18 protein-coding genes are annotated in these 22,641 nt (G+C 44.3%); 7 read left to right on the top strand and 11 right to left on the bottom strand.

All coding sequences use genetic code 11. The features are described from left to right. Positions 1 to 8: 8 nt before the first annotated feature. Complete coding sequence (locus tag F0228_RS14455) at positions 9 to 1,259, top strand: carboxynorspermidine synthase (RefSeq protein WP_171762382.1); 1,251 nt, start codon at positions 9 to 11, stop codon at positions 1,257 to 1,259. A 462-nt stretch (positions 1,260 to 1,721) separates the two neighbouring features. Further along, positions 1,722 to 2,855 (top strand): carboxynorspermidine decarboxylase, encoded by a 1,134-nt coding sequence (nspC, locus tag F0228_RS14450; protein WP_061032801.1) that lies wholly within the window; start codon positions 1,722 to 1,724, stop codon positions 2,853 to 2,855. A gap of 77 nt (positions 2,856 to 2,932) precedes the next feature. Here the strand turns inward: nspC and F0228_RS14445 are convergent, their stop codons facing one another. The 4 genes from F0228_RS14445 to F0228_RS14430 all read right to left on the bottom strand — a co-directional run bounded on the left by F0228_RS14445 (position 2,933) and on the right by F0228_RS14430 (position 6,941). After that, on the bottom strand, positions 2,933 to 3,475 hold the full coding sequence (locus F0228_RS14445; protein ID WP_061032800.1) for a DUF1566 domain-containing protein: 543 nt from the start codon (positions 3,473 to 3,475) through the stop codon (positions 2,933 to 2,935). Further along, a complete protein-coding gene (locus F0228_RS14440; protein ID WP_061032799.1) occupies positions 3,475 to 5,103 on the bottom strand; it encodes a DUF1566 domain-containing protein in 1,629 nt (542 codons plus the stop codon). The genes F0228_RS14445 and F0228_RS14440 overlap by 1 nt, the downstream gene beginning before the upstream one ends. A 182-nt stretch (positions 5,104 to 5,285) precedes the next feature. Beyond that, a complete protein-coding gene (locus tag F0228_RS14435; RefSeq protein WP_061032798.1) occupies positions 5,286 to 5,798 on the bottom strand; it encodes an ACT domain-containing protein in 513 nt (170 codons plus the stop codon). A 234-nt stretch (positions 5,799 to 6,032) separates the two neighbouring features. Beyond that, positions 6,033 to 6,941: a DUF3943 domain-containing protein gene (locus F0228_RS14430; RefSeq protein WP_032498632.1), complete on the bottom strand. Its 909-nt coding sequence runs from the start codon at positions 6,939 to 6,941 to the stop codon at positions 6,033 to 6,035. A 210-nt stretch (positions 6,942 to 7,151) separates the two neighbouring features. Here F0228_RS14430 and F0228_RS14425 point away from each other — a divergent pair, with 210 nt between their 5' ends. Next, complete coding sequence (locus F0228_RS14425; protein ID WP_102426152.1) at positions 7,152 to 8,390, top strand: CinA family nicotinamide mononucleotide deamidase-related protein; 1,239 nt, start codon at positions 7,152 to 7,154, stop codon at positions 8,388 to 8,390. Between the two features lie 131 nt (positions 8,391 to 8,521). Here the strand turns inward: F0228_RS14425 and F0228_RS14420 are convergent, their stop codons facing one another. From F0228_RS14420 to F0228_RS14410, 3 genes are read right to left on the bottom strand one after another with little or no spacing between them, the layout of a single operon-like run. Then, positions 8,522 to 9,367, bottom strand: a complete 846-nt coding sequence (locus F0228_RS14420; protein ID WP_171762381.1) for a DmsC/YnfH family molybdoenzyme membrane anchor subunit — start codon at positions 9,365 to 9,367, stop codon at positions 8,522 to 8,524. A 1-nt stretch (position 9,368) separates the two neighbouring features. Next, positions 9,369 to 9,989, bottom strand: a complete 621-nt coding sequence (locus F0228_RS14415) for a DMSO/selenate family reductase complex B subunit (RefSeq protein ID WP_061032795.1) — start codon at positions 9,987 to 9,989, stop codon at positions 9,369 to 9,371. 11 nt (positions 9,990 to 10,000) lie between these two features. Continuing rightward, positions 10,001 to 12,439, bottom strand: a complete 2,439-nt coding sequence (locus tag F0228_RS14410) for a DmsA/YnfE/YnfF family dimethyl sulfoxide reductase (RefSeq protein WP_061032794.1) — start codon at positions 12,437 to 12,439, stop codon at positions 10,001 to 10,003. 198 nt (positions 12,440 to 12,637) lie between these two features. On the opposite strand from F0228_RS14410, the gene F0228_RS14405 reads away from it, so the two are divergent. Then, positions 12,638 to 13,204, top strand: a complete 567-nt coding sequence (locus tag F0228_RS14405) for a molecular chaperone (protein WP_061032793.1) — start codon at positions 12,638 to 12,640, stop codon at positions 13,202 to 13,204. Further along, the gene (napF, locus tag F0228_RS14400) at positions 13,204 to 13,719 is read left to right on the top strand and encodes a ferredoxin-type protein NapF (protein WP_171731633.1); all 516 of its coding nucleotides are present in this window, start codon (positions 13,204 to 13,206) and stop codon (positions 13,717 to 13,719) included. The genes F0228_RS14405 and napF overlap by 1 nt, the downstream gene beginning before the upstream one ends. Positions 13,720 to 13,874: 155 nt before the next feature. On the opposite strand, the gene yfaE is transcribed toward napF, so the two are convergent. From yfaE to ubiG, 4 genes are all read right to left on the bottom strand, one after another. Then, positions 13,875 to 14,153 carry a class I ribonucleotide reductase maintenance protein YfaE gene (gene yfaE, locus F0228_RS14395; RefSeq protein ID WP_008222053.1) on the bottom strand — a complete coding sequence of 93 codons (279 nt, stop codon included), beginning with the start codon at positions 14,151 to 14,153 and terminating at the stop codon, positions 13,875 to 13,877. Further along, positions 14,153 to 15,286: a class Ia ribonucleoside-diphosphate reductase subunit beta gene (gene nrdB / locus F0228_RS14390; RefSeq protein ID WP_061032791.1), complete on the bottom strand. Its 1,134-nt coding sequence runs from the start codon at positions 15,284 to 15,286 to the stop codon at positions 14,153 to 14,155. The genes yfaE and nrdB overlap by 1 nt, the downstream gene beginning before the upstream one ends. A 102-nt stretch (positions 15,287 to 15,388) precedes the next feature. Further along, positions 15,389 to 17,671 carry a class 1a ribonucleoside-diphosphate reductase subunit alpha gene (gene nrdA / locus F0228_RS14385; RefSeq protein ID WP_008222047.1) on the bottom strand — a complete coding sequence of 761 codons (2,283 nt, stop codon included), beginning with the start codon at positions 17,669 to 17,671 and terminating at the stop codon, positions 15,389 to 15,391. 509 nt (positions 17,672 to 18,180) lie between these two features. Next, on the bottom strand, positions 18,181 to 18,924 hold the full coding sequence (gene ubiG / locus F0228_RS14380) for a bifunctional 2-polyprenyl-6-hydroxyphenol methylase/3-demethylubiquinol 3-O-methyltransferase UbiG (RefSeq protein ID WP_171731632.1): 744 nt from the start codon (positions 18,922 to 18,924) through the stop codon (positions 18,181 to 18,183). Between the two features lie 258 nt (positions 18,925 to 19,182). On the opposite strand from ubiG, the gene gyrA reads away from it, so the two are divergent. Together gyrA and F0228_RS14370 are read left to right on the top strand one after the other, a co-directional pair. Then, complete coding sequence (gene gyrA / locus F0228_RS14375) at positions 19,183 to 21,825, top strand: DNA topoisomerase (ATP-hydrolyzing) subunit A (protein WP_061032790.1); 2,643 nt, start codon at positions 19,183 to 19,185, stop codon at positions 21,823 to 21,825. A 169-nt stretch (positions 21,826 to 21,994) separates the two neighbouring features. Continuing rightward, the gene (locus F0228_RS14370) at positions 21,995 to 22,624 is read left to right on the top strand and encodes a tetratricopeptide repeat protein (protein WP_061032789.1); all 630 of its coding nucleotides are present in this window, start codon (positions 21,995 to 21,997) and stop codon (positions 22,622 to 22,624) included. The last annotated feature ends 17 nt before the right edge of the window (positions 22,625 to 22,641 follow it).

Genomic DNA, 22,641 nt, shown 5'->3' with positions numbered 1-22,641 from the left:
TTAATACTATGGCTATTCTACAAATTGGTGCAGGTGGCGTTGGTTGGGTTGTTGCACATAAAGCAGCACAAAACAACGAAGTACTGGGTGATATCACAATTGCTTCTCGCACAATCGCGAAGTGTGAAAAAATCATCGAATCGATTAAAGGTAAAAACAACCTTAAAGATTCAACTAAAAAACTAGAAGCTCGCGCAGTAAACGCTGACGATGTTGATGCTCTTGTTGCGTTGATTAACGAAGTGAAACCAGACCTAGTCATCAACGCTGGTCCTCCTTGGGTAAACATGGCGATCATGGAAGCGTGTTACCAAGCAAAAGTATCTTACCTAGATACATCGGTAGCGGTTGACCTATGTTCTGAAGGTCAACAAGTACCACAAGCTTACGATTGGCAGTGGGGCTACCGTGAGAAGTTTGCTGAAGCAGGCATCACAGGTATTCTTGGTGCGGGTTTCGATCCTGGTGTGGTTTCAGTATTTGCAGCGCACGCGGTTAAGCACCTGTTTGATGAGATCGATACGATCGACGTGATGGACGTAAACGCAGGCGATCACGGTAAGAAGTTTGCGACAAACTTTGACCCAGAAACCAACATGCTTGAGATTCAAGGTGACTCTTTCTACTGGGAAAATGAAGAGTGGAAACAAGTTCCTTGTCACTCTCGTATGCTTGAATTTGATTTCCCTAACTGTGGCACTCACAAAGTGTACTCAATGGCGCACGATGAAGTTCGTTCAATGAAGGAATTCATCCCAGCTAAGCGCATCGAGTTCTGGATGGGCTTTGGTGACAAGTACCTAAACTACTTCAACTGCATGCGTGATATCGGCCTTCTGAGCCCAGATCCGCTAACATTGCATGACGGCACTGTGGTTCAGCCTCTACACGTTCTTAAAGCACTACTGCCAGATCCAACATCTTTGGCTCCGGGTTACACAGGTTTAACGTGTATCGGTACTTGGGTTCAAGGTAAGAAAGATGGCAAAGAGCGCAGCGTGTTCATCTACAATAACGCAGACCACGAAGTGGCATACGAAGATGTAGAGCACCAAGCAATTTCTTACACAACGGGTGTTCCAGCTATTACGGCTGCACTTCAGTTCTTCCGTGGCGAATGGGCTGATAAAGGCGTGTTCAACATGGAACAGCTAAACCCAGACCCGTTCCTAGCAACCATGCCTGAAATCGGTCTAGATTGGCATGTTCAAGAGCTAGAGCCGAAAGCCAGTTTACCTCTGATCCACAAATTGAAGTAATACATAGTAGGTTCTTACCACGCTCTGAATTATTGGGGGAATGACGAAGGTGATGGTTACTTTTTCCGTGAGATGACTAAGAGCATCATCATTCCCTATAGAGAGGGACGAGCGTAATCGGGAATCTTGATTGCTGTCGATCTCTATTGAACGATAGGTGGCTTTGAGAGATCCCCAACTCGCTCATTCTTCCCTCTTGGGGATGACGGAGAGTGTATTTACTCCGTTAGAGGATGACGAAAGGTGATTATTTTCTCTAGTATTTGATGAAGATGATATTTACTTCATCTAATCGGTAATGCAGAAATCGTCATTCCCTAAAGCGAGGGACGAGTGTAATAGGGAATCTCTAATACACTTAAAGACTTCCTATACAATTACTTATATCGAGCCGATGCTGTTGCATCGGCTTTGTTCGATTATCATGTGCCTTCGTGAACTCGAGGGCCGCAAGGTATTAACATGCAAAACAACGAACTAAAAACGCCGTATTTCATGATCAACGAAGATAAGTTGATTGCGAACTTAGAGAAAGCCAAGCAACTGAAGGAGATTTCAGGTGTAAAACTGGTATTGGCACTGAAGTGTTTCTCGACATGGGGTGTGTTTGACATCATCAAGCCTTACCTGGATGGCACGACAAGCTCTGGCCCATACGAGGTGAAACTTGGCTACGAAACCTTTGGCGGTGAAACGCATGCTTACAGTGTGGGTTACAGCGAAGACGACGTGAGAGAAGTGGCTGACATCTGCGACAAGATGATCTTCAATTCGCAAAGCCAATTCGAAGCGTACCGTCATATTGTTGAAGGTAAAGCGTCACTAGGTTTACGTTTAAATCCGGGTGTGAGCTATGCAGGGCAAGACTTGGCAAACCCAGCGCGTCAATTCTCGCGTTTAGGTGTTCAAGCTGACCATATCAAGCCTGAAATCTTTGATGAGATTAATGGCGTGATGTTCCACATGAACTGTGAGAACAAAGATGTCGATGCCTTTATTGGATTGCTTGATTCAATCTCAGAACAGTTTGGCGTGCACCTAGATAAGCTAGATTGGGTGAGCATGGGCGGCGGTGTGTTCTTTACATGGCCGGGTTATGACATCGAGAAACTGGGGCTTGCGCTGAAAGCCTTCTCTGAAAAGCACGGTGTGCAGATGTACCTTGAGCCGGGTGAAGCGATCATCACGAAAACAACAGACTTGGTTGTGACAGTGGTGGATATTGTTGAGAACGTGAAGAAAACGGCTATTGTGGATTCAGCAACTGAAGCCCACCGTCTTGATACGCTTATTTACAATGAACCAGCATCGGTATTAGAAGCGTCTGAAAACGGCAGCCATGACTACGTGATTGGTTCGTGTTCATGCCTTGCGGGCGATCAGTTCTGCGAAACAAGCTTTGATGAGCCACTGCAGATTGGTCAAAAACTTCACTTGTTGGATAGCGCAGGTTACACCATGGTGAAGCTCAACTGGTTCAACGGACTGAAGATGCCATCAATCTATTGTGAGCGCAGCAATGGCGAAGTACAAAAGCTGAATGAGTTTGGCTATCAAGACTTTAAACGCTCATTGTCTCAATGGTCAATTAACTAACTAACTGACTGACAAGTCGAGCGTAATAAAAAGAGCAGCTAGTGAGCTGCTCTTTTTGATTACTTGTACCGTAGAAGCTAGTTAAATGTTTTCACTAATCGAACAAGAGGGTGTGGAATATCATCTGGGTCGGTAATGACTTCTAAAGCTTCTTCAAAATCAATAATTAAACCATCATAATTGCTGTTTATCTTATGAGCGTCAGGTGTGTTAGTCCAATATGGTTCATTGGTTGTGGTTGGGAAGTACGTCAGGTTTATTGCTGGTCTAGTACAGCTATAGTCAACGATTGAACTTAACTCTTTGATGTTAGGTAACCGAAAACCAGCCTGGCCTGCAATAGTGGTCAAATCTGCATCTTTGGTTGCGATGAGCGCATCCTGCCAATTCTGATATTTAATCGCGGTACCATCACATGTGTCATTGGATTGATTGTAGGTTTCACCTAGGTTGCATTTTGACCAAAGCAAATTAGTCGTTACGTCGAGTAATGTACCATCTTTACGATCAATAAATTGCCCGTCTTGGTGAGAGGGCGTTTGAGTTTGCACGCAGGTTTGTGCGATGGTATTTACACTTAGCAAAGAGGCAGTTACACCTAAGAATAGTTTTAGTCTCATTATTCAATACCCCCACTTACCGCCACAATACCTGTCGAACCTGCAATGTTTTTGTTACATAGCTCAAGTTCACCACTTTGAGAGTCGATACATCTAGCACTACCATCTTGCTTAACAGAACTTGAATGTGTGAAGAGTCGCTCTCCTAGGTTAGGAAAGAAATCAATGGCGCCAGCAGGAACGCTGCCGACATTGAAGTTAATAAATGAGCGGGCTTCAACAGGGGATGGTAATCGCCAATCTGTAATACCGCAAATTGAGCGACTGTTTAGGCTATCAATATAGCTAGCTGTATTACAGTAGTTGCTCCCTGAACCATCATTAATGTAAGCGCATTGAGAAGATATCGGGCCTGCGCTATACAAGAGATCATTGGGTGCGCCAGCGTAGCCACCATTTGTTGTATTGTCAGAGTCGTACCAAGTATATGTGTATGATGCGCTTCTCCAAGAGCTTGACTGGCTATCCCACGGGTAAGGGTTGGCGTCAGGGGCGTCTTTGTGGTTCTTGACCCAGGTATCTACCTCTGATTGACTGGGTAGTGCTATCGGAGCTTGTTTCGCTTCAATATATAATCCGGTATGTTCGTCTCTAACGCAGCGCCAATCAGTAGCGCTAGGTGTTAGACGGTTTCCGTGAGCATCTAACTTGGTGTAGCGGAAGCCATACTCTCCATCCGAATGTTCGTCTCCATTTGTTACATCTAAACCAAAATCTGCATCTTGATTTGGGTGTGACGCTGGAGGAGTAACGCTGTCGTAGTCTGTACCATCAAAATAAGTGACATACCCAGTATCATTGAAGTTTTTCTGCCCAGGAATATAAAATGCGAGAGTGTTTTTATTTGAATTGATAGTCGCGTTACCAACGGAAGCTATCGTGTAGATTACTGACTCACCACCTTCATCGAAGCTATCATCACGAGCAGTAAATGTGATATTCGTTGATAGAGTTTCTGCTGGCAGTTTAAGAGCTAAACCTGATATATCTACAATGAAGTCCTCGGGTGCGGCAATACCATTTTGAGTTAGGGTAAGGGTTACATCTTGAGATGTATAATGACTCAAAACTGCTTGTTGAACAATACTGTCGCCCTCTACAACGGTTCTTAAGTCGTTACTAAAACTAACCGTTGGCTGTGTATCGCTATCATCAATGGTTACTACTGTTCGCTCGTTTGACAGTGTGTAATTTGTATTGTTGTCAACACTAATAGAGTAATGAAGTGTTTTGTTACCCTCGTACAAATTATTGTTTACCAGATTTAGCGGCAGATCAGCGCTGGTTGCACCTGCCGAAATTTTGACGTTTTGACTGGAGATAGCATCGTAGTTTTTAAAGGTACCATCAGAGCGAGTTGTTACATCGCTTGTCGAGATTGTTAAGGTCAGATCTTCAGGTAAGGCTTCGGAAAGAGAAACAGTAATTGATTGTGTACTAGAGCCAGATGATGGCTCTGAAAATGAAATCGAGTTAGGTACGCTGATTTCAACTACTGATGGTGTAGAACCTGGGTCGGTTGTATTTTCATCATTATTTTCATGACCACTTTTGCATCCGCTAAACAGTGTCGCAAGAAGGACTACTGAGATGGCATTAAATTGCCAACTCGACCTTTTTCTTTCCATGTATAAACCTAAGTGACTAAATTATAAAAGATAATCTATGGTAACAAAAATATGAGAACAATGCTTGGTTTCATATGTCTTGCTTATGTATTTTTTAGGTTTTATACGTTTTTTTTGTAAGCCATGTAAGGAGGGAGGAAGTACCCTCCCAACGATAGGGTATCGTTAGGAGGTTAGTTCAACTAGCTCTCGACCATCACTCGAGTATCTTCACTGAGAGTTTCTAGTTCATTGATAACATCATCGATTTGAACTTCGATTGGTAGCTTAACCGCGATTTTAGAAGTGAATAGGCTTGAACTGACACCGCCACCACCGGCAATAAATACGCGCTGGCAATCCATGTCGAGAATATTGATACCTTGTCTATCGAGTACATGTGTCACTTCATTGACGATACCGGCGCGATCGTTAGAATCGAGTCTCAGATGGTGAATGGTATCTTGAACATTATGTGCATGGTCTGAATCAACGAACTGGACAATCAGGTCCGGGTTAGCGCTGAATGCCTCTTTAACAATCGATTCATTGATGGCTGGAAGTTGAACCTTAAGTACGCCTGCAACTTGGTCTTCAATAAAGTTCACTTTACTGATGAGCCATTTGCCGTCGTTCTCATGAGTCACTGCAGCGAGTTGTTTAATGGTCGCAGGCGACGCTTTTCCGATAAAGTTTACGATAAATGTACTGTTCATATCAGCCCCCAAAGTTTCAATTAATCATTGCTAATTAAATGTTTGATATTAAGCGATAAAGTTCGTTAATTTCAGTGTAGAAGTTTATATCGAACAATGTTTGACCTGTGTCAATTTTTGAAACTAAGCTGTGATGCAAAAAAAGAGAATGAAGAGTAGGGCACAAAAAAAGCGGCTTAAGAGCCGCTTTTTAGAAAAGTTTTGGTTATTACCGAAAGTAATCAGGTCGCTGTATTAGAAGGTTACTTTAAAGTTCATACCAACAAACTGAGAATCGTATGGCGCGCCAGCATCGTAAGCGAATCGAGCTGCGTCTTGATTATCCCACCAAGGGTTAGTATTCAGGTTAACTTCTGCGTCACCACCCCAAGCATCACTTACCCAATAGTGGATATGACCGACAGGGTTTAGGAAAAATAGAGACACGTCACCCATGGTTTGAGAACCCATCACTTCACCGCCTGAAGCAATGATGTCTTGCTCGGTTTCTAGCATTATTTCACCCACAACCGCACCGAAGAAAGGTGTGATGAAAAGGTCTTGCCATGAAGGTACTTCAGCAAATGCTTCTACGCCGTATTCCCAGAAGAAGGTGGACATCGTCCAAGAGTACATAAACGATTCAAACTCGTTGTAACCCGCGTGACGTGCAGCTGTGTAGTAAACACCACCAAAATACGGGTGCATCACATAGTTTAGGAAGTGTTCGTCACGGTCCCACACTGGGCCTTCAGAAACGTTATCTTTCCACTTTTGACCTAACTTACTTAAGTCGCGTTGGTCGTCGTCCCATTTAGTGATACTTTCTGGTAAGAAGGTCATTAAACCAACGGTTGCAACACTTAAGCCAAGAATCGTGTAAGTTTGACCCATTAGGTAATCCCAATCTTTCTCTTCGCTAACCAAAAGGTGCTTTGGTTGTTGGATTGAGAAATCGTACTCTTCGCTTGATTCGCTCAGTGCGTAATTGGTACTAGGCTTGTAGGTGTACAAGCTATCATTAACACAGTAATCTTGAGCACATTCATCCGAATAAGAAAGGTTGATTGGCTGGTCGAAGTCGTATTGGCTTGCAACCGAGTTAACTGACATTAGCATTGTAAATGCAGCAGTAACCTTTGCTAGTAACGGTGATTTGGCCACAAGGGTCTCCATGAGAAAGTTTAGAATTGATCAGGGTCACAATTATCCATTAAATGCCTGATTTAGGGAACTAATAATTTATCGCTTTTCCTAAGAAAACCTTAGATTTAACATTATTAATATTTGTTAAAAAGCCAAATAGCTCAAACTCAAACATAGACCAGTTTGTAGATAATGCAGCGTCTTTTTATGACTACAAGGGATAGAAACATGACGAAAATCGCAATGTTAAGTACAGGTGAAGAAGTTCTTCACGGAGACATTGTAGACACGAACGCGGCTTGGATGTCTGCTGAGTTTTACCAGCACGGTTTTGCTTTGGCTAAACGCTCCACAGTCGGTGACCAAATGAATGCCTTGGTTGAAGAGTTGCTGATGCTAAGCTTTAACTATGATGTGGTTATCGTTAATGGTGGCTTAGGCCCGACAACCGATGATATGAGTGCTGCGGCAGCTGCGACTGCGTCAGAACAGAAATTAGTCATGTTCCCTGAGTGGCTAGCGCGTATGGAAGAGATGTTTTCTGGACGCGGCATGCCGATGCCAGACAGCAACCTAAAACAAGCCTTATTGCCAGCAAGTTCAGAAATCGTCGATAACCCTGTCGGAACAGCATGTGGCTTCAAACTTAAGATTAACGATGCGACTTTCTATTTCACTCCGGGCGTACCGAGTGAGTTTAAGCGCATGGTGAGCTTTGAAATTATCCCTGATCTTGCTCGCACTTATCCTCAAGTAGTCGCTTCTGAATGCAGCAGGTTATTTACCTTTGGTTTGTCTGAATCCGGCATTTCTGATGTGTTAGACCAACTGAAACTACCGGAAGGTTATGAGCTGGGTTACCGCTCTTATCTGCCGTTCATTGAAGTGAAACTGTTTGGGCCTAAGTCGGATTTAGAAACTCGCGTTAAGCTACTGCAAATGGTGTACAAACTGTTAGAGAGCAATGTTGTCAGTGTTGATGAGCCGATGATCGACCATATCGGTCATATTATGGCGGAAAGAAAGAAGACCTTGTCGGTATCGGAAGTATCAACCAAAGGTGCGCTTTCGGCTTGGCTACAATCGAATGAACAGGTTGAAGATTGCTTCGGTCACTCTTGGGTCATGGCGGAGCCAAAAGAGAGTGAACTTGAAAAGAACGACCCACTAGCAGCAACGTTTGCTCTGGCTGGCGCGACAAGAGAAAAGTGCGGCACCGAGTTAGCCCTAGTCACGGGCAAGTTAGAGGGCAATACCTTTAGTGTTGCTTTATCGAGCGAAGCGGGTGAGTGGGGGCAAGTGCTGGAGTTTTATCGTCAATACAAGCGCGAAGATGCACGTACTATCATCAAAACGGTCGCTGCAGACATGCTAAGAAGGCATCTAGACAATAAACCTATGTTTGGTGACTACTCTTCAGTAAAACGCGTGAAGGATATGTTTATCCCTTCAGCGATCATCAAATAAGACGCTCTTGTCGTAAACCAAGATCTCTTAAATCAAGATTAGACAGAACCAATAAAAAGGCCCAACATCTAAATAGGTGTTGGGCCTTGAGTTTATCTAGCCTTCTAGATAACCAAATAAGGAGCCTGTGATTACAAACCGCTTGTCATATGTAGGCTGTAGAACAAGCCACGGCCGATTAGTTCTGACGCTAGGAATAGTACTAATGCTAGGCCTAGATTGACTGGGTTCACTTTTGCTTTATTAAGCATAGGTAGAATCCAAATCAGTAAGCTTGCCATTAGCAATGCAACTTGAAGGATCACATAGCTGCCTAAACCATCAACCAACTCTGAAGCTTTTGCGACTGAAGTTTGGGTGTCACCGATTAGATTTAGTTTACCGACTGTCACAAGCAAACTGATCGCAACGGCAATCACAGCCAGCATGGTGATGTTACGGTCAACCGTAAAGCGACTGTCGTTAGCAAATACAATCACGAACTGAGACAGCAGCAAGCCACCTACAACCATAGTCATGACGAAGCTCAGTGGTGTGTAGATGTTGTCCCATGTTGGTACTGTGTTGATCATGTATACGTTGATCATCGCGTACATGAAGATGACACCCAGCACCATAGCGCCAACCATCAGTGCTTTCTGGATAGCCATGCCACCTTTCTTAACCACAGACAGTAGCCACTGTAGACCGCCAACTGCGAAGAATGCCGCACCGAAGAACACTTCGTTAGACAACCAAGCTGAACCTAGTTGGTTAAAGGCATTAAACGCGCGCAGTGGGGAGCCAAGGTGCGTTGTCGAGAACATGAAGCCAAGGCCCATTAATGCCCATAGGATGAACATTGGAACCTTGTAGCTGTTCAGTTTCTCTTCGTCATGACCAAGTACCAGAGCACGTGCACCAATCAGTAAGTAACCACCAACCGCAGTTTGCGCTAGCACCGTAAAGAAGATTAAAGACCACTCATGAAAAATCATCTTACACCTCCTTAGGGTTTGCTAGGTGACCACTGGTATCGCCAGTTGGCTTCGCGTTTTTGTTCAGCTTGATCACGATGTTTGGCAGTGTTTCGGTTGAAGATGGCAGTGGCGCCACATCTGCACCAGAGCCGTACTTCTCACGAAGCGTATTGATTTCGCCAAACTCCAATGCACGAAGTGGACAAGACTCAACACAGATAGGTTGTTTGCCTTCAGAAACACGTTGGTAACAACCATCGCATTTGGTCATATGACCTTTCTTAGCATTGTATTGTGGTGCGCCGTAAGGGCATGCATTGCTACAGTGCTGACAACCGATACACACACTTTCATCAACCACAACCAAGCCGTCTTCATCACGTTTGTGCATTGCGCCCGAAGGACACACTTTCACACACGCAGGGTTAGTACAGTGGTTACAAGCGACAGACAGGTAGTAAGAAAAAACATCTTTCTGAACCCAGGTATCGCCATCTTGAGTGAAGCCACCACCTGCGTATTCGTACACGCGACGGTAGTTCGTTTTGATGTCTAGATCGTTATAATCTTTACAAGCAAGCTGACAGGTTTTACAACCCGTGCATTTACTTGAATCAATGTAAAAGCCGTATTGTTTCATTCCAACCTACCTTATGCTTTCTTTAGCGCTTTGATTTGAACTAGGTTTGTATGCTGAGGGTTACCCTTAGCAAGTGGGCTCGGGCGCTGAGTGGTCAGCACGTTGATAGAGCCTGCATGGTCAATCTTCTGACCATCGGGTGCGTACCATGCACCTTCGCCTAGCGCGACAACTCGAGGAAGAATCCTAGGTGTCACTTTCGCTGGAATGTGTACTTCGCCACGGTCGTTGAAAATACTGACCATGTCGCCGTTTTCAATACCGCGCTCTTTCGCATCGATTGGGTTGATCCACAACTCTTGCGGTGCTGCTGCTTTGATTTCTGCAACGTTGCCGTAAGTTGAGTGAGTACGAGCTTTGTAGTGGAAACCGGTTAGCTGAAGTGGGTACTTCTCTGCTAGTGGATCGTTATGACCTTCAAAAGAGTCCGCGTAAATCGGAAGTGGGTGAATCACTTCGTCTTCTTTCAGCTTCCAAGTCTTAGCAATCTCAGCCAGTTGCTCTGAGTAGATCTCGATCTTGCCACTTGGTGTGGTTAGTGGGTTCGCTTCAGGATCTTTACGGAAATCTTCGTAAGCGATGTAGTGGTGGTCGTAGCTACGCTTGTAGATACCCAGCTCTTTCATCTCTTCGAAGGTTGGCAGTGTTGGATCGTTCTTACGGGTTTCTGCGTAAAGGTGTTCAATCCATTGCTCTTGAGTTCGACCTTCAGTGAACTCTTTTTCAACGCCCATGCGTTTAGCAAGCTCAGTACACATCTCGTAGATCGATTTCGCTTCGAACTGAGGTTCAATCGCTTTCTGTGCGTAGATGAAGTAAGGCATGTTCGATGCTTTACCATCCATACACCAGTCGTCTTGCTCTGATGTGGTTAAGTCAGGCAGGATGATGTCGGCGTATTTCGCTGAAGACGTCATATGGTTATCAACCACAACAATCATTTCACATGCGCTTTCATCTTGAAGAATCGCGTGCGTTTTGTTGATGTCTGAGTGTTGGTTGATGATGCAGTTACCTGCGTAGTTCCAGATCATCTTGATTGGGTTCTTAAGGCGCTCAGCTCCGCGAACACCGTCAGTGATGTCTGTCATCTCGTGGTGACGGTGAATCGCGTCTGTCCACATGAACATTGAAATTGATGTTTCAACTGGGTTTGGCACCGTCGGGAAGCGAACAAACGGAATGTTGATGTCACTTTCACGTGCACCTGTTGAACCGCCAGACACACCGACAGAACCTGTGAGTAGCGACAGCATTGCGATTGCACGACAAGCTAGCTCACCGTTCGCAGTACGTTGTAGCCCCCAACCTTGGTGGATAGCACACGGTTTCGCTGTGCCCATTTCACGGCCAAGCTTAACGATTGTATCAACTGGAATGCCTGTGATCTTCGAAGCCCACTCTGGTGTCTTCTCTACGCCATCTTCGCCTAAACCTAGGATGTAAGATTTGTAGTCACTGTTTTTAGGCGCTGAGGCAGGAAGGGTCTTCTCATCGTAACCGACACAGTATTTGTCTAGGAACGGTTGGTCGACAAGGTCTTCAGTGATCATCACGTGTGCAAGACCCGCTACCAATGCAGCATCCGTAGAAGGACGAATTGGGATCCACTGATCTTCACGACCGCCGGCAGTATCGGTGTAGCGTGGATCGATGATGATCGTTCTAGCGTTTGATTTGTTTTTGCTTTCTACGTAGTGGTGGATCAGACCGCCGCCAGACATACGAGTCTCGGCAGGGTTGTTACCAAATTGGATGTTAAGCTTGGTGTTCTCTAAGTCAGAGAAAGAGTTGTTGTTTGCCCAACCACCGTAGGTGTAGCTCAAGCCTTTCGCGATTTGCGCTGTTGAGTAGTCACCGTAATGGTTTAGGTAACCACCACTTAGGTTCATTAGACGCGCAATCAGCGTTTGTGCTGGTGGCCAAGACTTAGTGACCGTACCACCAAGCGTACCTGTACCGTAGTTTAGGTAGATAGTGTCGTTACCGTAATCTTTGATAAGGCGTTGCATTGTGCCAGCGACTTCATCATAAGCCTCTTCCCAGCTAATACGCTTAAACTTACCTTCACCACGTTTGCCCACACGTTTCATTGGGTATTTCAGGCGATCTGGGTTGTAAACACGGCGACGCATAGAGCGACCACGTAGACACGCACGAACTTGGTGATGACCGTATTCGTCAGTACCCGTGTTGTCGGTTTCTACGTATTTGATTTCACCGTTTTGCACATGCATACGTAATGGGCAGCGAGAGCCACAGTTTACCGTACACGCACTCCATACGATTTTCTCATCCACATTCTCAGCAACTGCAGCCGCTACTGGTTTGGATTTGAAAGGTAAAGCGATACCGCCCGCAAGCGCGGCTGCACTACCTACCGCAGAAGAAGCTTTCATGAAGCCTCTTCGAGTAAGATTCATTACCCCAGATTCTTTCTTATTCGTCATTCTAAGATGCCTATTGTTATTGATGACTAGCACTTTATAGGTAGTTTTATTTTTGTCTTTTAATATATAAATGTTGATTGATTAACATCAAATAAGATCGAAATTTAGATTATTTAAATCGAATGTATAAAATAAATCAAAGAATGAAATGCATTAATTAATATAATTATCTTTAAACCTATAACGGTATAAATAATAATGATTATCGATACGCATAAATTATTGGGTTCGCTATTTTATCAAGCGACAAGTAAAGAACAGTTAATCACCATTGTCGAAGCTTTGGTTGAGAGCGAAGTGCTCTCTGAAGAATGCTTGCAGGCATTGAGAAGTGAAGACGAAGATGCACTTGCAGCAGAGTTCAGCCGCCTGTTTGAAGGCGTGGGAGACATGCCGGCGCCACCTTGGGGTTCAGTGTACCTAGATAAAGACCGCGTTGTGTTCGGCGCTTCTACTGTAGAGTATCGCCAGTTTTTAGAATTGAATCAGATTGAATTAGACACTGGGTTAAGAGAGCCGGAAGATCAATTTGGTTTAATGTTATTCGCTCATGCATATTTGTTAGAAAATAATAAAACCAATTCGGCTGGTGAATTACTTGAGGGTCACTTATTAACTTGGTCTTCTGTTTATTTAGAAAAACTAAATAAAGCATCAGAGCTATCTTTTTATAAAAAGCTATCGGTTGATGTAATAGATTGGTTTAAGTACTTAACATCTGAATATAATTTAAACGTTGCTACTAAAAAGTTATATATCGACTAATGTCTGAACAAATAAATTCAAATAGACGCGGTTTCTTAACTCGACTCTCTAAGCCGGTTAAAGCTGCGGTAAGTTATGAAGAGAAATCACAGCGCTTGCACGCTAGGCCGCCACGAGCTGTCGATGAGGTGCTGTTTGAGCGCCTCTGCGACGGTTGTGGCTTGTGTGAGCAAGCATGCCCAAATAGTGTCATTGAGATACAAGAGGGCAGTGCGCTGCTCAATTTGGATTACAACAGCTGCTCTATGTGCAACAAGTGCAGTGAAGTGTGTCCGACTGGTGCGCTTCACCCAACGGTCACGCCTTACATTGATTTAAAACCTAACTTTGCTGATAGCTGCAATAACTATATGCAAATGGATTGTCATGCCTGCCAATCTGCGTGTTCAGTGGGCGCAATACAGATTGAAGCCGGGGAGTTACCTACGGTTACTCAAGATAAGTGCAATGGCTGTGGAGAGTGTCGAAGCGCTTGTTACATCGGTTCGGTGACATTGAACCTGACTCAACAGTAAACATCTGGTTTGATGCTTGAGAACTAAAGACACGAATAGAAAAAGGGTCCGCATTCCAAGAGGAGGCGGACCCTTTTTAGTCTGTATTGCTTTGAAGTCTCTAATCTTCGCTTAACTCATTCTCTTCGGAACATAGCGTACTTAAGCCGATTGGATTAAGCGCGCTTTTGCTTGTTTCGATGAATCACGTTACTCAGCGATAGATCGGATTTCGCTTTGCAGATACAAGGCAAAATCTCGTTGCCTTGCGTGTAAGCCATAGCAAAACCAACGTACTCAACCTCACCAGAATCCAACGTACAGCGGCATGCGCCACAGTGACCGTCTCGGCAGTTGTATTCTGGTTCTAACCCAGCTTGTTCCATTGTTTCCAATAGCGTATTAGAAGGGTTAGATTCAATTGAAGTTAGCTTGTTGATTTTGATTGTTGGCATTACAGCTCAAATCCTTCAAAGTCGTCAGCTTTCACTTCGTTGTCGATCTGACCAACTAGGTAAGAACTGATTTCTGCTTCTTGCGGAGCAACTTGTACGTTATCAGAAGACAACCAAGCGTTGATCCATGGAATTGGGTTTGATGTTGCTTCTGGGTAAGCGGTACCTAGACCAACGGCCTGCATACGGATGTTGGTGATGTACTCAACGTATTGGCAAAGAATGTCTTTGTTCAGGCCAATCATAGAGCCGTCTTTGAATAGGTATTCTGCCCACTCTTTTTCTTGCTCAGCTGCTTGCTTGAATAGGTCGAAACACTCTTGCTTACACTCTTCAGCGATTTGCATGAATGCGAAGTCGTCTTGACCGTTACGTAGCAAGTTGATCATGTGCTGAGTACCAGTCAGGTGAAGCGCTTCATCACGAGCGATCAGCTTGATGATTTTTGCGTTACCTTCCATTAGCTCACGCTCAGCGAATGCAAATGAACATGCGAAACTCACGTAGAAACGGATTGCTTCTAGTGCGTTTACCGACATTAGACATAGGTAAAGTTTCTTCTTCAGGTCGTGAAGAGAAACCTTAACGTCTTCGCCGTTGATGTTGTGGTTGCCTTCGCCGTAACGATGGTAATCAGCGGTTAGCTTAATTAGGTCGTCGTAGTAGAACGCGATGTCTTTAGCACGCTTTAGGATCTCTTCGTTTTCAACGATGTCGTCAAATACTAGACCTGGATCGTTAACGATGTTACGAATGATGTGCGTGTAAGAACGAGAGTGAATCGTTTCAGAGAAAGACCAAGTCTCAATCCAAGTTTCAACTTCTGGTAGTGATACTAGCGGAAGTAGGGCAACGTTCGGGCTACGGCCTTGGATAGAATCCAGCAGTGTTTGGTACTTCAGGTTAGAGATGAAGATGTGCTTTTCATGCTCAGGAAGTTTGTTGTAGTCGATACGGTCGCTAGACACGTCTACTTCTTCTGGACGCCAGAAGAAAGAAAGTTGCTTCTCGATAAGCTTTTCGAAGATTTCGAATTTTTGTTGGTCGTAACGTGCAACGTTAACCGACTGACCTAGGAACATTGGTTCTTTTAGCTGGTCATTTTTTTTCTGAGAAAAAGTACTGTAAGCCATAAATGCCTCAAATCCTTTAAAGACTCGTTATAAAACGAACCCTGTTAATGCTTTAAACCCAGAGAAGATAACTTCTCTGGGGTCTTAATGTTTTACTGCGGTTTAGATCTTACAACCGCCGCCTTCACAATCTTCTTCCGGCACTGTTACTGCGTCGCCTTGGTCGTCTTTTGCACCATCACGAGTGTTATGGTAGTAAAGCGTCTTAACACCAAACTTGTATGCAGTTAGTAGGTCTTGAAGCAGCTTCTTCATTGGTACTTTACCGCTGTCGTAAACACTTGGATCATAGTTAGTGTTTGCAGAGATAGCTTGGTCAACGAATTTTTGCATGATACCCACTAGGTGTAGGTAACCGTCGTTAGAACCAATGTTCCAAAGTAGCTCGTAGTTCTCTTTAAGATTTAGGAAATCTGGAACCACTTGCTTCAGGATGCCGTCTTTCGATGCTTTCACTGATACGTAACCACGTGGTGGCTCGATACCGTTAGTCGCGTTCGAGATTTGAGACGAAGTCTCAGAAGGCATAAGCGCAGTTAGCGTAGAGTTACGCAGACCGTGCTCCATGATCTCTTCACGTAGCGCATCCCAATCGTAGTGCAGAGGCTCATCACATACTAAGTCGATATCTTTCTTGTAAGTATCGATTGGCAGTAGGCCTTTCGCGTAGTTAGTCTCGTGGAAAGATGGGCAACGACCTTGCTCTTTCGCTAGTTCAACAGACGCTTTTAGTAGGTGGTATTGAATCGCTTCAAAAGTACGGTGAGTCAGGCCATTTGCGCTGCCGTCAGAGTACTTCACACCATTCTTCGCTAGGTAGTATGCGTAGTTGATAACACCTACACCTAGAGTACGACGGTTCATTGTCGATTTGTATGCTGCTGGAAGCGGGTAGTCTTGGTAATCAAGAAGTGCGTCTAGAGCACGAACAACCAGTTCAGAAAGCTCTGCTAGGTCATCCAGTTCGTTGATTGCGCCAAGGTTAAATGCTGAAAGCGTACATAGTGCAATTTCGCCTTCGTCATCTTCTACGTTAGAAAGCGGCTTAGTTGGCAGCGCAATTTCTAGACATAGGTTTGACTGGCGAACAGGAGCAACTTCAGAGTCGAACGGGCTGTGTGTATTACAGTGGTCAACGTTCTGAATGTAGATGCGACCAGTAGAAGCACGCTCTTGCATTAGTAGAGAGAATAGCTCTACTGCTTTTACTGTTTCACGCTTGATTGACGGATCGTTTTCGTACTTAACGTACAGCTCTTCAAAGCGTTCTTGGTTTTCGAAGAACGCGTCGTATAGGCCAGGTACGTCAGAAGGTGAGAACAGGCTGATGTTGCCACCTTGAACTAGACGAGAGTACATAAGCTTGTTCAGCTGTACGCCGTAATCCATGTGACGAACACGGTTCTCTTCAACACCACGGTTGTTTTTCAGTACTAGTAGAGACTGAACTTCGCCGTGCCATAGTGGGTAGAATACCGTTGCCGCACCACCACGAACACCACCTTGAGAACAACATTTTACTGCTGTTTGGAAGTATTTGTAGAAAGGGATACAGCCAGTGTGGAACGCTTCACCATTACGGATTTCAGAACCAAGCGCACGGATACGACCTGCGTTGATACCAATACCAGCACGTTGAGATACGTAACGAACAATTGAGCTTGCTGTTGCGTTGATAGAATCAAGGCTGTCACCACACTCGATCAGTACACAAGAACTGAATTGACGAGTAGGAGTACGTACACCAGACATGATCGGTGTAGGTAGAGAAATCTTAAACGTAGACGATGCGTCGTAGAAACGTTTGATGTAGTCAAGACGAGTCGATTTCGGGTATTTAGCGAATAGACATGCAGCAACTAGAATGTAAAGGAACTGAGCACTCTCGTAGATTTCTTTCGTTACACGGTTTTGTACGAAGTATTTACCTTCAAGCTGTTTAACCGCTGCGTAAGAAAAATCTAAGTCACGCTTATGGTCGATGTACGAGTCAAGTTCGTCGAACTCAGCCTTCGTGTAGTCTTCCATTAGGTGGCTATCGTATTTACCCATATCAACCAGTTTTGCAACGTGGTCGTAAAGTGCAGGTGGCTCGTATTCGCCGTACGCTTTCTTACGTAGGTGGAATACTGACAGACGTGCAGCAAGATATTGGTAATCTGGAGTCTCTTCAGAGATTAGATCCGCTGCTGACTTGATGATTGTCTCATGGATATCAGTAGTGGTAATGCCATCGTAAAACTGAATGTGAGCTTTCAATTCTACTTGTGATACTGAAACATTGTGCAAGCCTTCTGCTGCCCATGTAATCACGCGATGGATTTTTTCTAAATCGATCGTTTCTTTGCGCCCGTTACGCTTAGTAACAGTAAGTTGTTGGTTCATTCTGCTTAATTTCCCTAACAAAACTGAACAAGGCCGTGTTTTTGTCTATTTCTGTGTAATTTTTGTAAATTACGTTTCGGCTTTGTGATCTTGGTCTACCCATATATTGTAGTTCAAACACAACATATAGGGGTCATTTGTTTGTTGGGTTACAAGATAGTGCTACAACTGACATTTTTCAAGGTAAAGAAATTGGGTTGCTTGTGGATAAGTGGTGGATTGAAAAAAAACTGTAAGTGACCACTAACTGATGAGGTTAGATGTCACTTGATTGTATAAAACTCGCCTTTTAAGGATGCTTTATTTTTGCACGCTGATAAAAAAAAATACCTTGATCTTTGGGCAAAATGAGCGATGGATTTTCGGCGATTAAATTTAAATCGAGGTGGTTAAAATGGAAGCTGGCGCACGAAATTTAGACTGAAAAAAGTCGCAAACTTATGTTAATTGCAACTCTTTTCATTAGTCTTTTTTTATAAAAGATTTTACGGTTGGCTTTTTGATATTGGTTAGGCGAAATTTTGCGTATGAACTATGTAGTTAACATCTACATTTTGCCCTAAACGGTAACTGTCTGTTAACGGATTATAGTGCAGTCCAGTGATGCCTAATTCTTGAAGTGGGGTGTTATCGATCATCTTGATTAGCTCAGCTGGGCGAATGAACTTGTCATGCTCATGTGTGCCTTCAGGAACAATTCTAAGCAGTTTTTCTGCGCCAACAATCGCGAACAGGTAAGATTTGAAATTACGGTTCAACGTAGAGAAGAACACATGTCCGCCTGGTTTCACCAATTTTGAACACGCGGTAATCACGGATTGTGGGTCTGGTACATGCTCAAGCATTTCCATACAAGTCACCACATCGTAAGTTTGCGGGTTTTGCTCTGCATGATCTTCAATCGTGCTTTGGATGTAATCTAGCTTGGTGCCGGTTTCTAGTGCATGAAGACGTGCCACTTCGAGCGGCTCTTTGCCCATGTCTAAGCCAGTGACTACCGCACCTTCAACAGCCATGCTCTCCGCTAAAATACCGCCGCCGCAGCCAACGTCGAGTACTTTCTTACCAAACAAGCCTTCGGTTTTTTCTAGCACGTAATTTAGGCGAAGTGGGTTGATTTGGTGTAGCGGCTTAAACTCGCCTTCGAGATCCCACCAGCGTGACGCCATGTCTTCGAATTTTTTAATTTCTGCTGGGTCTACGTTTTGTGATTTAGTCATAATCGGCATTTCCAAGTTAAATAATGCATCCATGAAATTGCAGGCATTATAACTTGCCTTTTCTCGCTGACCAGAAGATCTACAATTTTGCGAATTTATTGGATGTAAAGTGACCATGTTTCAGCGAGATATGATGCTGAGGTGCAATTTCTCATCAATTGATTGGCTACAAGGGTCACAAGATGGTAAAAGGATAGGGAAAGTGATGCCTCCGTAGGTAAATTTGTGTTATATTTTTCGGTCTTATACGTATTCAAATATACGATCTGACTATAGAGGGAAAATGGCTCTATGAGCGATCTAGCGAAAGAGATCACGCCCGTAAATATTGAAGATGAGCTTAGAGGTTCATACCTAGACTATGCGATGTCCGTCATCGTTGGTCGTGCCCTTCCAGATGTGCGTGATGGCCTAAAACCAGTACACCGCCGCGTTTTGTTCGCGATGAATGTACTAGGTAATGATTGGAACAAACCATATAAAAAGTCTGCTCGTGTAGTAGGTGATGTAATCGGTAAATACCACCCGCATGGTGATAGTGCTGTATACGACACAATTGTTCGTATGGCTCAACCGTTCTCACTGCGTTACATGCTAGTTGATGGCCAAGGTAACTTTGGTTCTATCGATGGCGACTCCGCGGCTGCAATGCGTTATACCGAAGTTCGTATGGCGAAAATTGCTCACGAGCTTTTGGCTGACCTTGATAAGGAAACTGTGGATTACGTACCGAACTACGATGGTACTGAACAAATCCCAGCAGTTCTTCCGACAAAAATTCCTAACCTATTGGTGAACGGTGCTTCTGGTATCGCAGTAGGTATGGCTACCAACATCCCACCTCATAACCTAGGTGAAGTTGTTGATGGCTGTTTAGCACTTATCAATAATGAAGAGATCACTATTGATGAGCTAATGGACTACATTCCTGGTCCTGACTTCCCGACAGCAGCACTTATCAGTGGTCGTAAAGGCATCGTAGATGCATACAAGACTGGCCGCGGTAAGGTTTACATGCGTTCAAAAGCGGATATCGAAGCTGACAAGAATGGTAAAGAAACCATTATCGTTACTGAGATCCCTTACCAAGTAAACAAAGCTCGTTTGATCGAGAAAATTGCTGAACTGGTTAAAGATAAGAAAGTAGAAGGCATCAGTGCTCTACGTGACGAATCTGATAAAGATGGTATGCGTATTGTTATTGAATGTAAGCGTGACGCTGTGGGTGAAGTTGTTCTGAACAACCTATACGCACAAACTCAGCTGCAAACGACTTTCGGTATCAACATGGTTGCTCTAAACAATGGCCAACCACAGTTGTTTAACCTAAAAGACATGCTTAAGTGCTTCGTTGACCACCGTCGCGAAGTGGTGACACGTCGTACTATCTTCGAACTGAAGAAAGCGCGCGACCGTGCACACATTCTTGAAGCTCTGTCTCTAGCATTGGCTAACATTGACGAAATCATTGAACTTATCCGTAACGCTCCAACACCAGCTGACGCAAAAGCAGGCTTAGTTGCTCGCGGCTGGGACCTTGGTAACGTAGCTTCAATGCTTGAGCGTGCAGGTACTGACGCAGCTCGTCCTGATTGGTTGGAAGACCAATACGGCATCCGCGATGGTCAATACTTCCTAACGGAAACACAAGCACAAGCAATTCTAGAACTTCGTCTTCACCGCCTAACTGGCCTTGAGCACGAGAAGATTCTAGACGAGTACAAAGCACTTCTAGAAGAAATCGCTGAGCTAATGCATATTCTTGCAAGCACTGAGCGTTTGATGGAAGTTATCCGTGAAGAACTTGAAGCGGTACGTGAAATCTATGGCGACGAGCGTCGTACAGAAATCACAGCGGCAGTTCATGACATCGACATGGAAGAGCTGATTGCTCAAGAAGACGTTGTAGTAACGCTTTCTAACGCAGGTTACGTTAAGTACCAAATCCTAAGCGACTACGAAGCTCAGCGTCGTGGTGGTAAAGGTAAGAGTGCAACTAAGATGAAAGATGAGGATTACATTGAGCGTCTGCTTGTTGCTAATACTCACGATAACATCCTATGTTTCTCTACTCGTGGTAAGACATACCGTCTGAAAGTTTACCAACTGCCATTAGCAAGTCGTACTGCTCGTGGTAAGCCTATCGTTAACATTCTTCCTCTAGAAGAAGGTGAGCGTATCACGGCTATCCTGCCTGTTTCTGAGTTCTCTAATGAGAAATTCATCTTCATGGCAACGGGTGACGGTACTGTTAAGAAGACATCACTGGATCAGTTCGCAAACGTACGTGCTAACGGCCTAATTGCAGTTAACCTACGTGACGATGATTCACTGATTGGCGTTGACATCACTAACGGTGATAGCGACATCATGCTGTTCTCTAAATCGGGCAAAGTTGTTCGCTTTAACGAGGACAAAGTACGTGCAATGGGCCGTACTGCCTCTGGTGTTCGTGGTATGAAGCTTCCAGAAGACGATCAAGTAGTATCGTTGATTGTTCCTTCTAACGAAGGCGATATCCTAACTGTGACTCAAAACGGTTACGGTAAGCGTACTGAACTAGCTGAATACCCAACGAAAGGCCGTGCAACGCAGGGTGTGGTTTCTATCAAAGTCTCTGAACGTAATGGCCCAGTTGTTGGCGCTGTTCAAGTTGAAGAAGGCGACGAAATGATGATGATCACCGACGCAGGTACGCTAGTACGTACTCGCGTTGCGGAAGTGAGCCAAGTTGGTCGTAACACTCAAGGTGTAACACTGATTCGTACTTCTGACGACGAGAATGTTGTAGGTCTACAACGTATCGACGAAGTAGAAGAAGCTGAGGTTGTTGAAGGCGAAGCTGAAGTAGCAAACGCTGAAGCAGCAGTCGTTTCTGAATCAAGTGAAGAGCAAGCATCAGACGCTTCTGATAGCGAGCAAGACACTGAGTAATCTTTCACTTCTATAAATAGAAGTTGAGACAAAAAGCCGAGCCATTGTGCTCGGTTTTTTATTACCTAGAATTTGGCTGTGACTTGTTTAAAAGCCAATAGCTAAACCTCGATCAATATTGTTTTAGTGAGAAAAAGGTACAGTAAAGCGTCAATGAAAGGAGAGTGGAATGGATATCTGGTTACTGATTGCTTTGCTGCTAATGAGCCTATTTCTAGTGGCAGTCGTGATCGCATCAAACAGAAAAACCAGTCATCTTAAAGGCAACCTCCTTATTTCATGTGTGGCGATATTAGCCAGCATTCTGGTTTGGTCTCAGATGAAACAAGAAGCCCCTCAACTTGCTTCAAGTGACGACAGCAGCTATACAGCAACAGATTTCCAAAATGAACTTCAGCAGAGCTTGGAGCAAGACCCTAATCAATCAGACCTTTGGTTTAAGCTTGGTGGTGTTTATATGCAGAAAGGGGAGTTTGATGCTGCATTTACCTGTTACGACTATGCGATTCGTTTAGACCCACAGGCGCCTTCAGGGCTTTATGCAGCTAAAGCGAGCGCCTTGTATTACCTAAGTTCACAGGCGATGAGTGATGATGTGAAAGTGCTCTTAAATCAATCCATGGAGCTTGATCCCAACGATCGTACGGCATTGATGTTGATAGCGACCGATCACTTCATCAGTATGCGCTATCAACAAGCGATCGATGCTTGGACTCAAATTCTCGATTCTAACCAGAAAGGCATTGATCGTGTCTCTATCATCCATTCGATTAACCAAGCTAAGCAAATGATCCGTTAAACGGGCACTATCTTTAA

Source organism: Vibrio sp. 99K-1, from assembly GCF_013114585.1.
Classification (GTDB): domain Bacteria; phylum Pseudomonadota; class Gammaproteobacteria; order Enterobacterales; family Vibrionaceae; genus Vibrio; species Vibrio chagasii_B.
The sequence above is the reverse complement of the archived record's forward strand: the minus strand, read 5'-3'. Positions and strand labels throughout refer to the sequence as shown.

Excerpts from the sequence above, each read along its gene's own strand:
- F0228_RS14455 (WP_171762382.1), top strand. The coding sequence starts at position 9 with ATGGCTATTCTACAAATTGGTGCAGGTGGCGTTGGTTGGGTTGTTGCA.
- nspC (WP_061032801.1), top strand. The coding sequence starts at position 1,722 with ATGCAAAACAACGAACTAAAAACGCCGTATTTCATGATCAACGAAGAT.
- F0228_RS14445 (WP_061032800.1), bottom strand. The coding sequence starts at position 3,475 with ATGAGACTAAAACTATTCTTAGGTGTAACTGCCTCTTTGCTAAGTGTA.
- F0228_RS14440 (WP_061032799.1), bottom strand. The coding sequence starts at position 5,103 with ATGGAAAGAAAAAGGTCGAGTTGGCAATTTAATGCCATCTCAGTAGTC.
- F0228_RS14435 (WP_061032798.1), bottom strand. The coding sequence starts at position 5,798 with ATGAACAGTACATTTATCGTAAACTTTATCGGAAAAGCGTCGCCTGCG.
- F0228_RS14425 (WP_102426152.1), top strand. The coding sequence starts at position 7,152 with ATGACGAAAATCGCAATGTTAAGTACAGGTGAAGAAGTTCTTCACGGA.
- F0228_RS14420 (WP_171762381.1), bottom strand. The coding sequence starts at position 9,367 with ATGATTTTTCATGAGTGGTCTTTAATCTTCTTTACGGTGCTAGCGCAA.
- F0228_RS14415 (WP_061032795.1), bottom strand. The coding sequence starts at position 9,989 with ATGAAACAATACGGCTTTTACATTGATTCAAGTAAATGCACGGGTTGT.
- F0228_RS14410 (WP_061032794.1), bottom strand. The coding sequence starts at position 12,439 with ATGACGAATAAGAAAGAATCTGGGGTAATGAATCTTACTCGAAGAGGC.
- F0228_RS14405 (WP_061032793.1), top strand. The coding sequence starts at position 12,638 with ATGATTATCGATACGCATAAATTATTGGGTTCGCTATTTTATCAAGCG.
- napF (WP_171731633.1), top strand. The coding sequence starts at position 13,204 with ATGTCTGAACAAATAAATTCAAATAGACGCGGTTTCTTAACTCGACTC.
- yfaE (WP_008222053.1), bottom strand. The coding sequence starts at position 14,153 with ATGCCAACAATCAAAATCAACAAGCTAACTTCAATTGAATCTAACCCT.
- nrdB (WP_061032791.1), bottom strand. The coding sequence starts at position 15,286 with ATGGCTTACAGTACTTTTTCTCAGAAAAAAAATGACCAGCTAAAAGAA.
- nrdA (WP_008222047.1), bottom strand. The coding sequence starts at position 17,671 with ATGAACCAACAACTTACTGTTACTAAGCGTAACGGGCGCAAAGAAACG.
- ubiG (WP_171731632.1), bottom strand. The coding sequence starts at position 18,924 with ATGGATGCATTATTTAACTTGGAAATGCCGATTATGACTAAATCACAA.
- gyrA (WP_061032790.1), top strand. The coding sequence starts at position 19,183 with ATGAGCGATCTAGCGAAAGAGATCACGCCCGTAAATATTGAAGATGAG.
- F0228_RS14370 (WP_061032789.1), top strand. The coding sequence starts at position 21,995 with ATGGATATCTGGTTACTGATTGCTTTGCTGCTAATGAGCCTATTTCTA.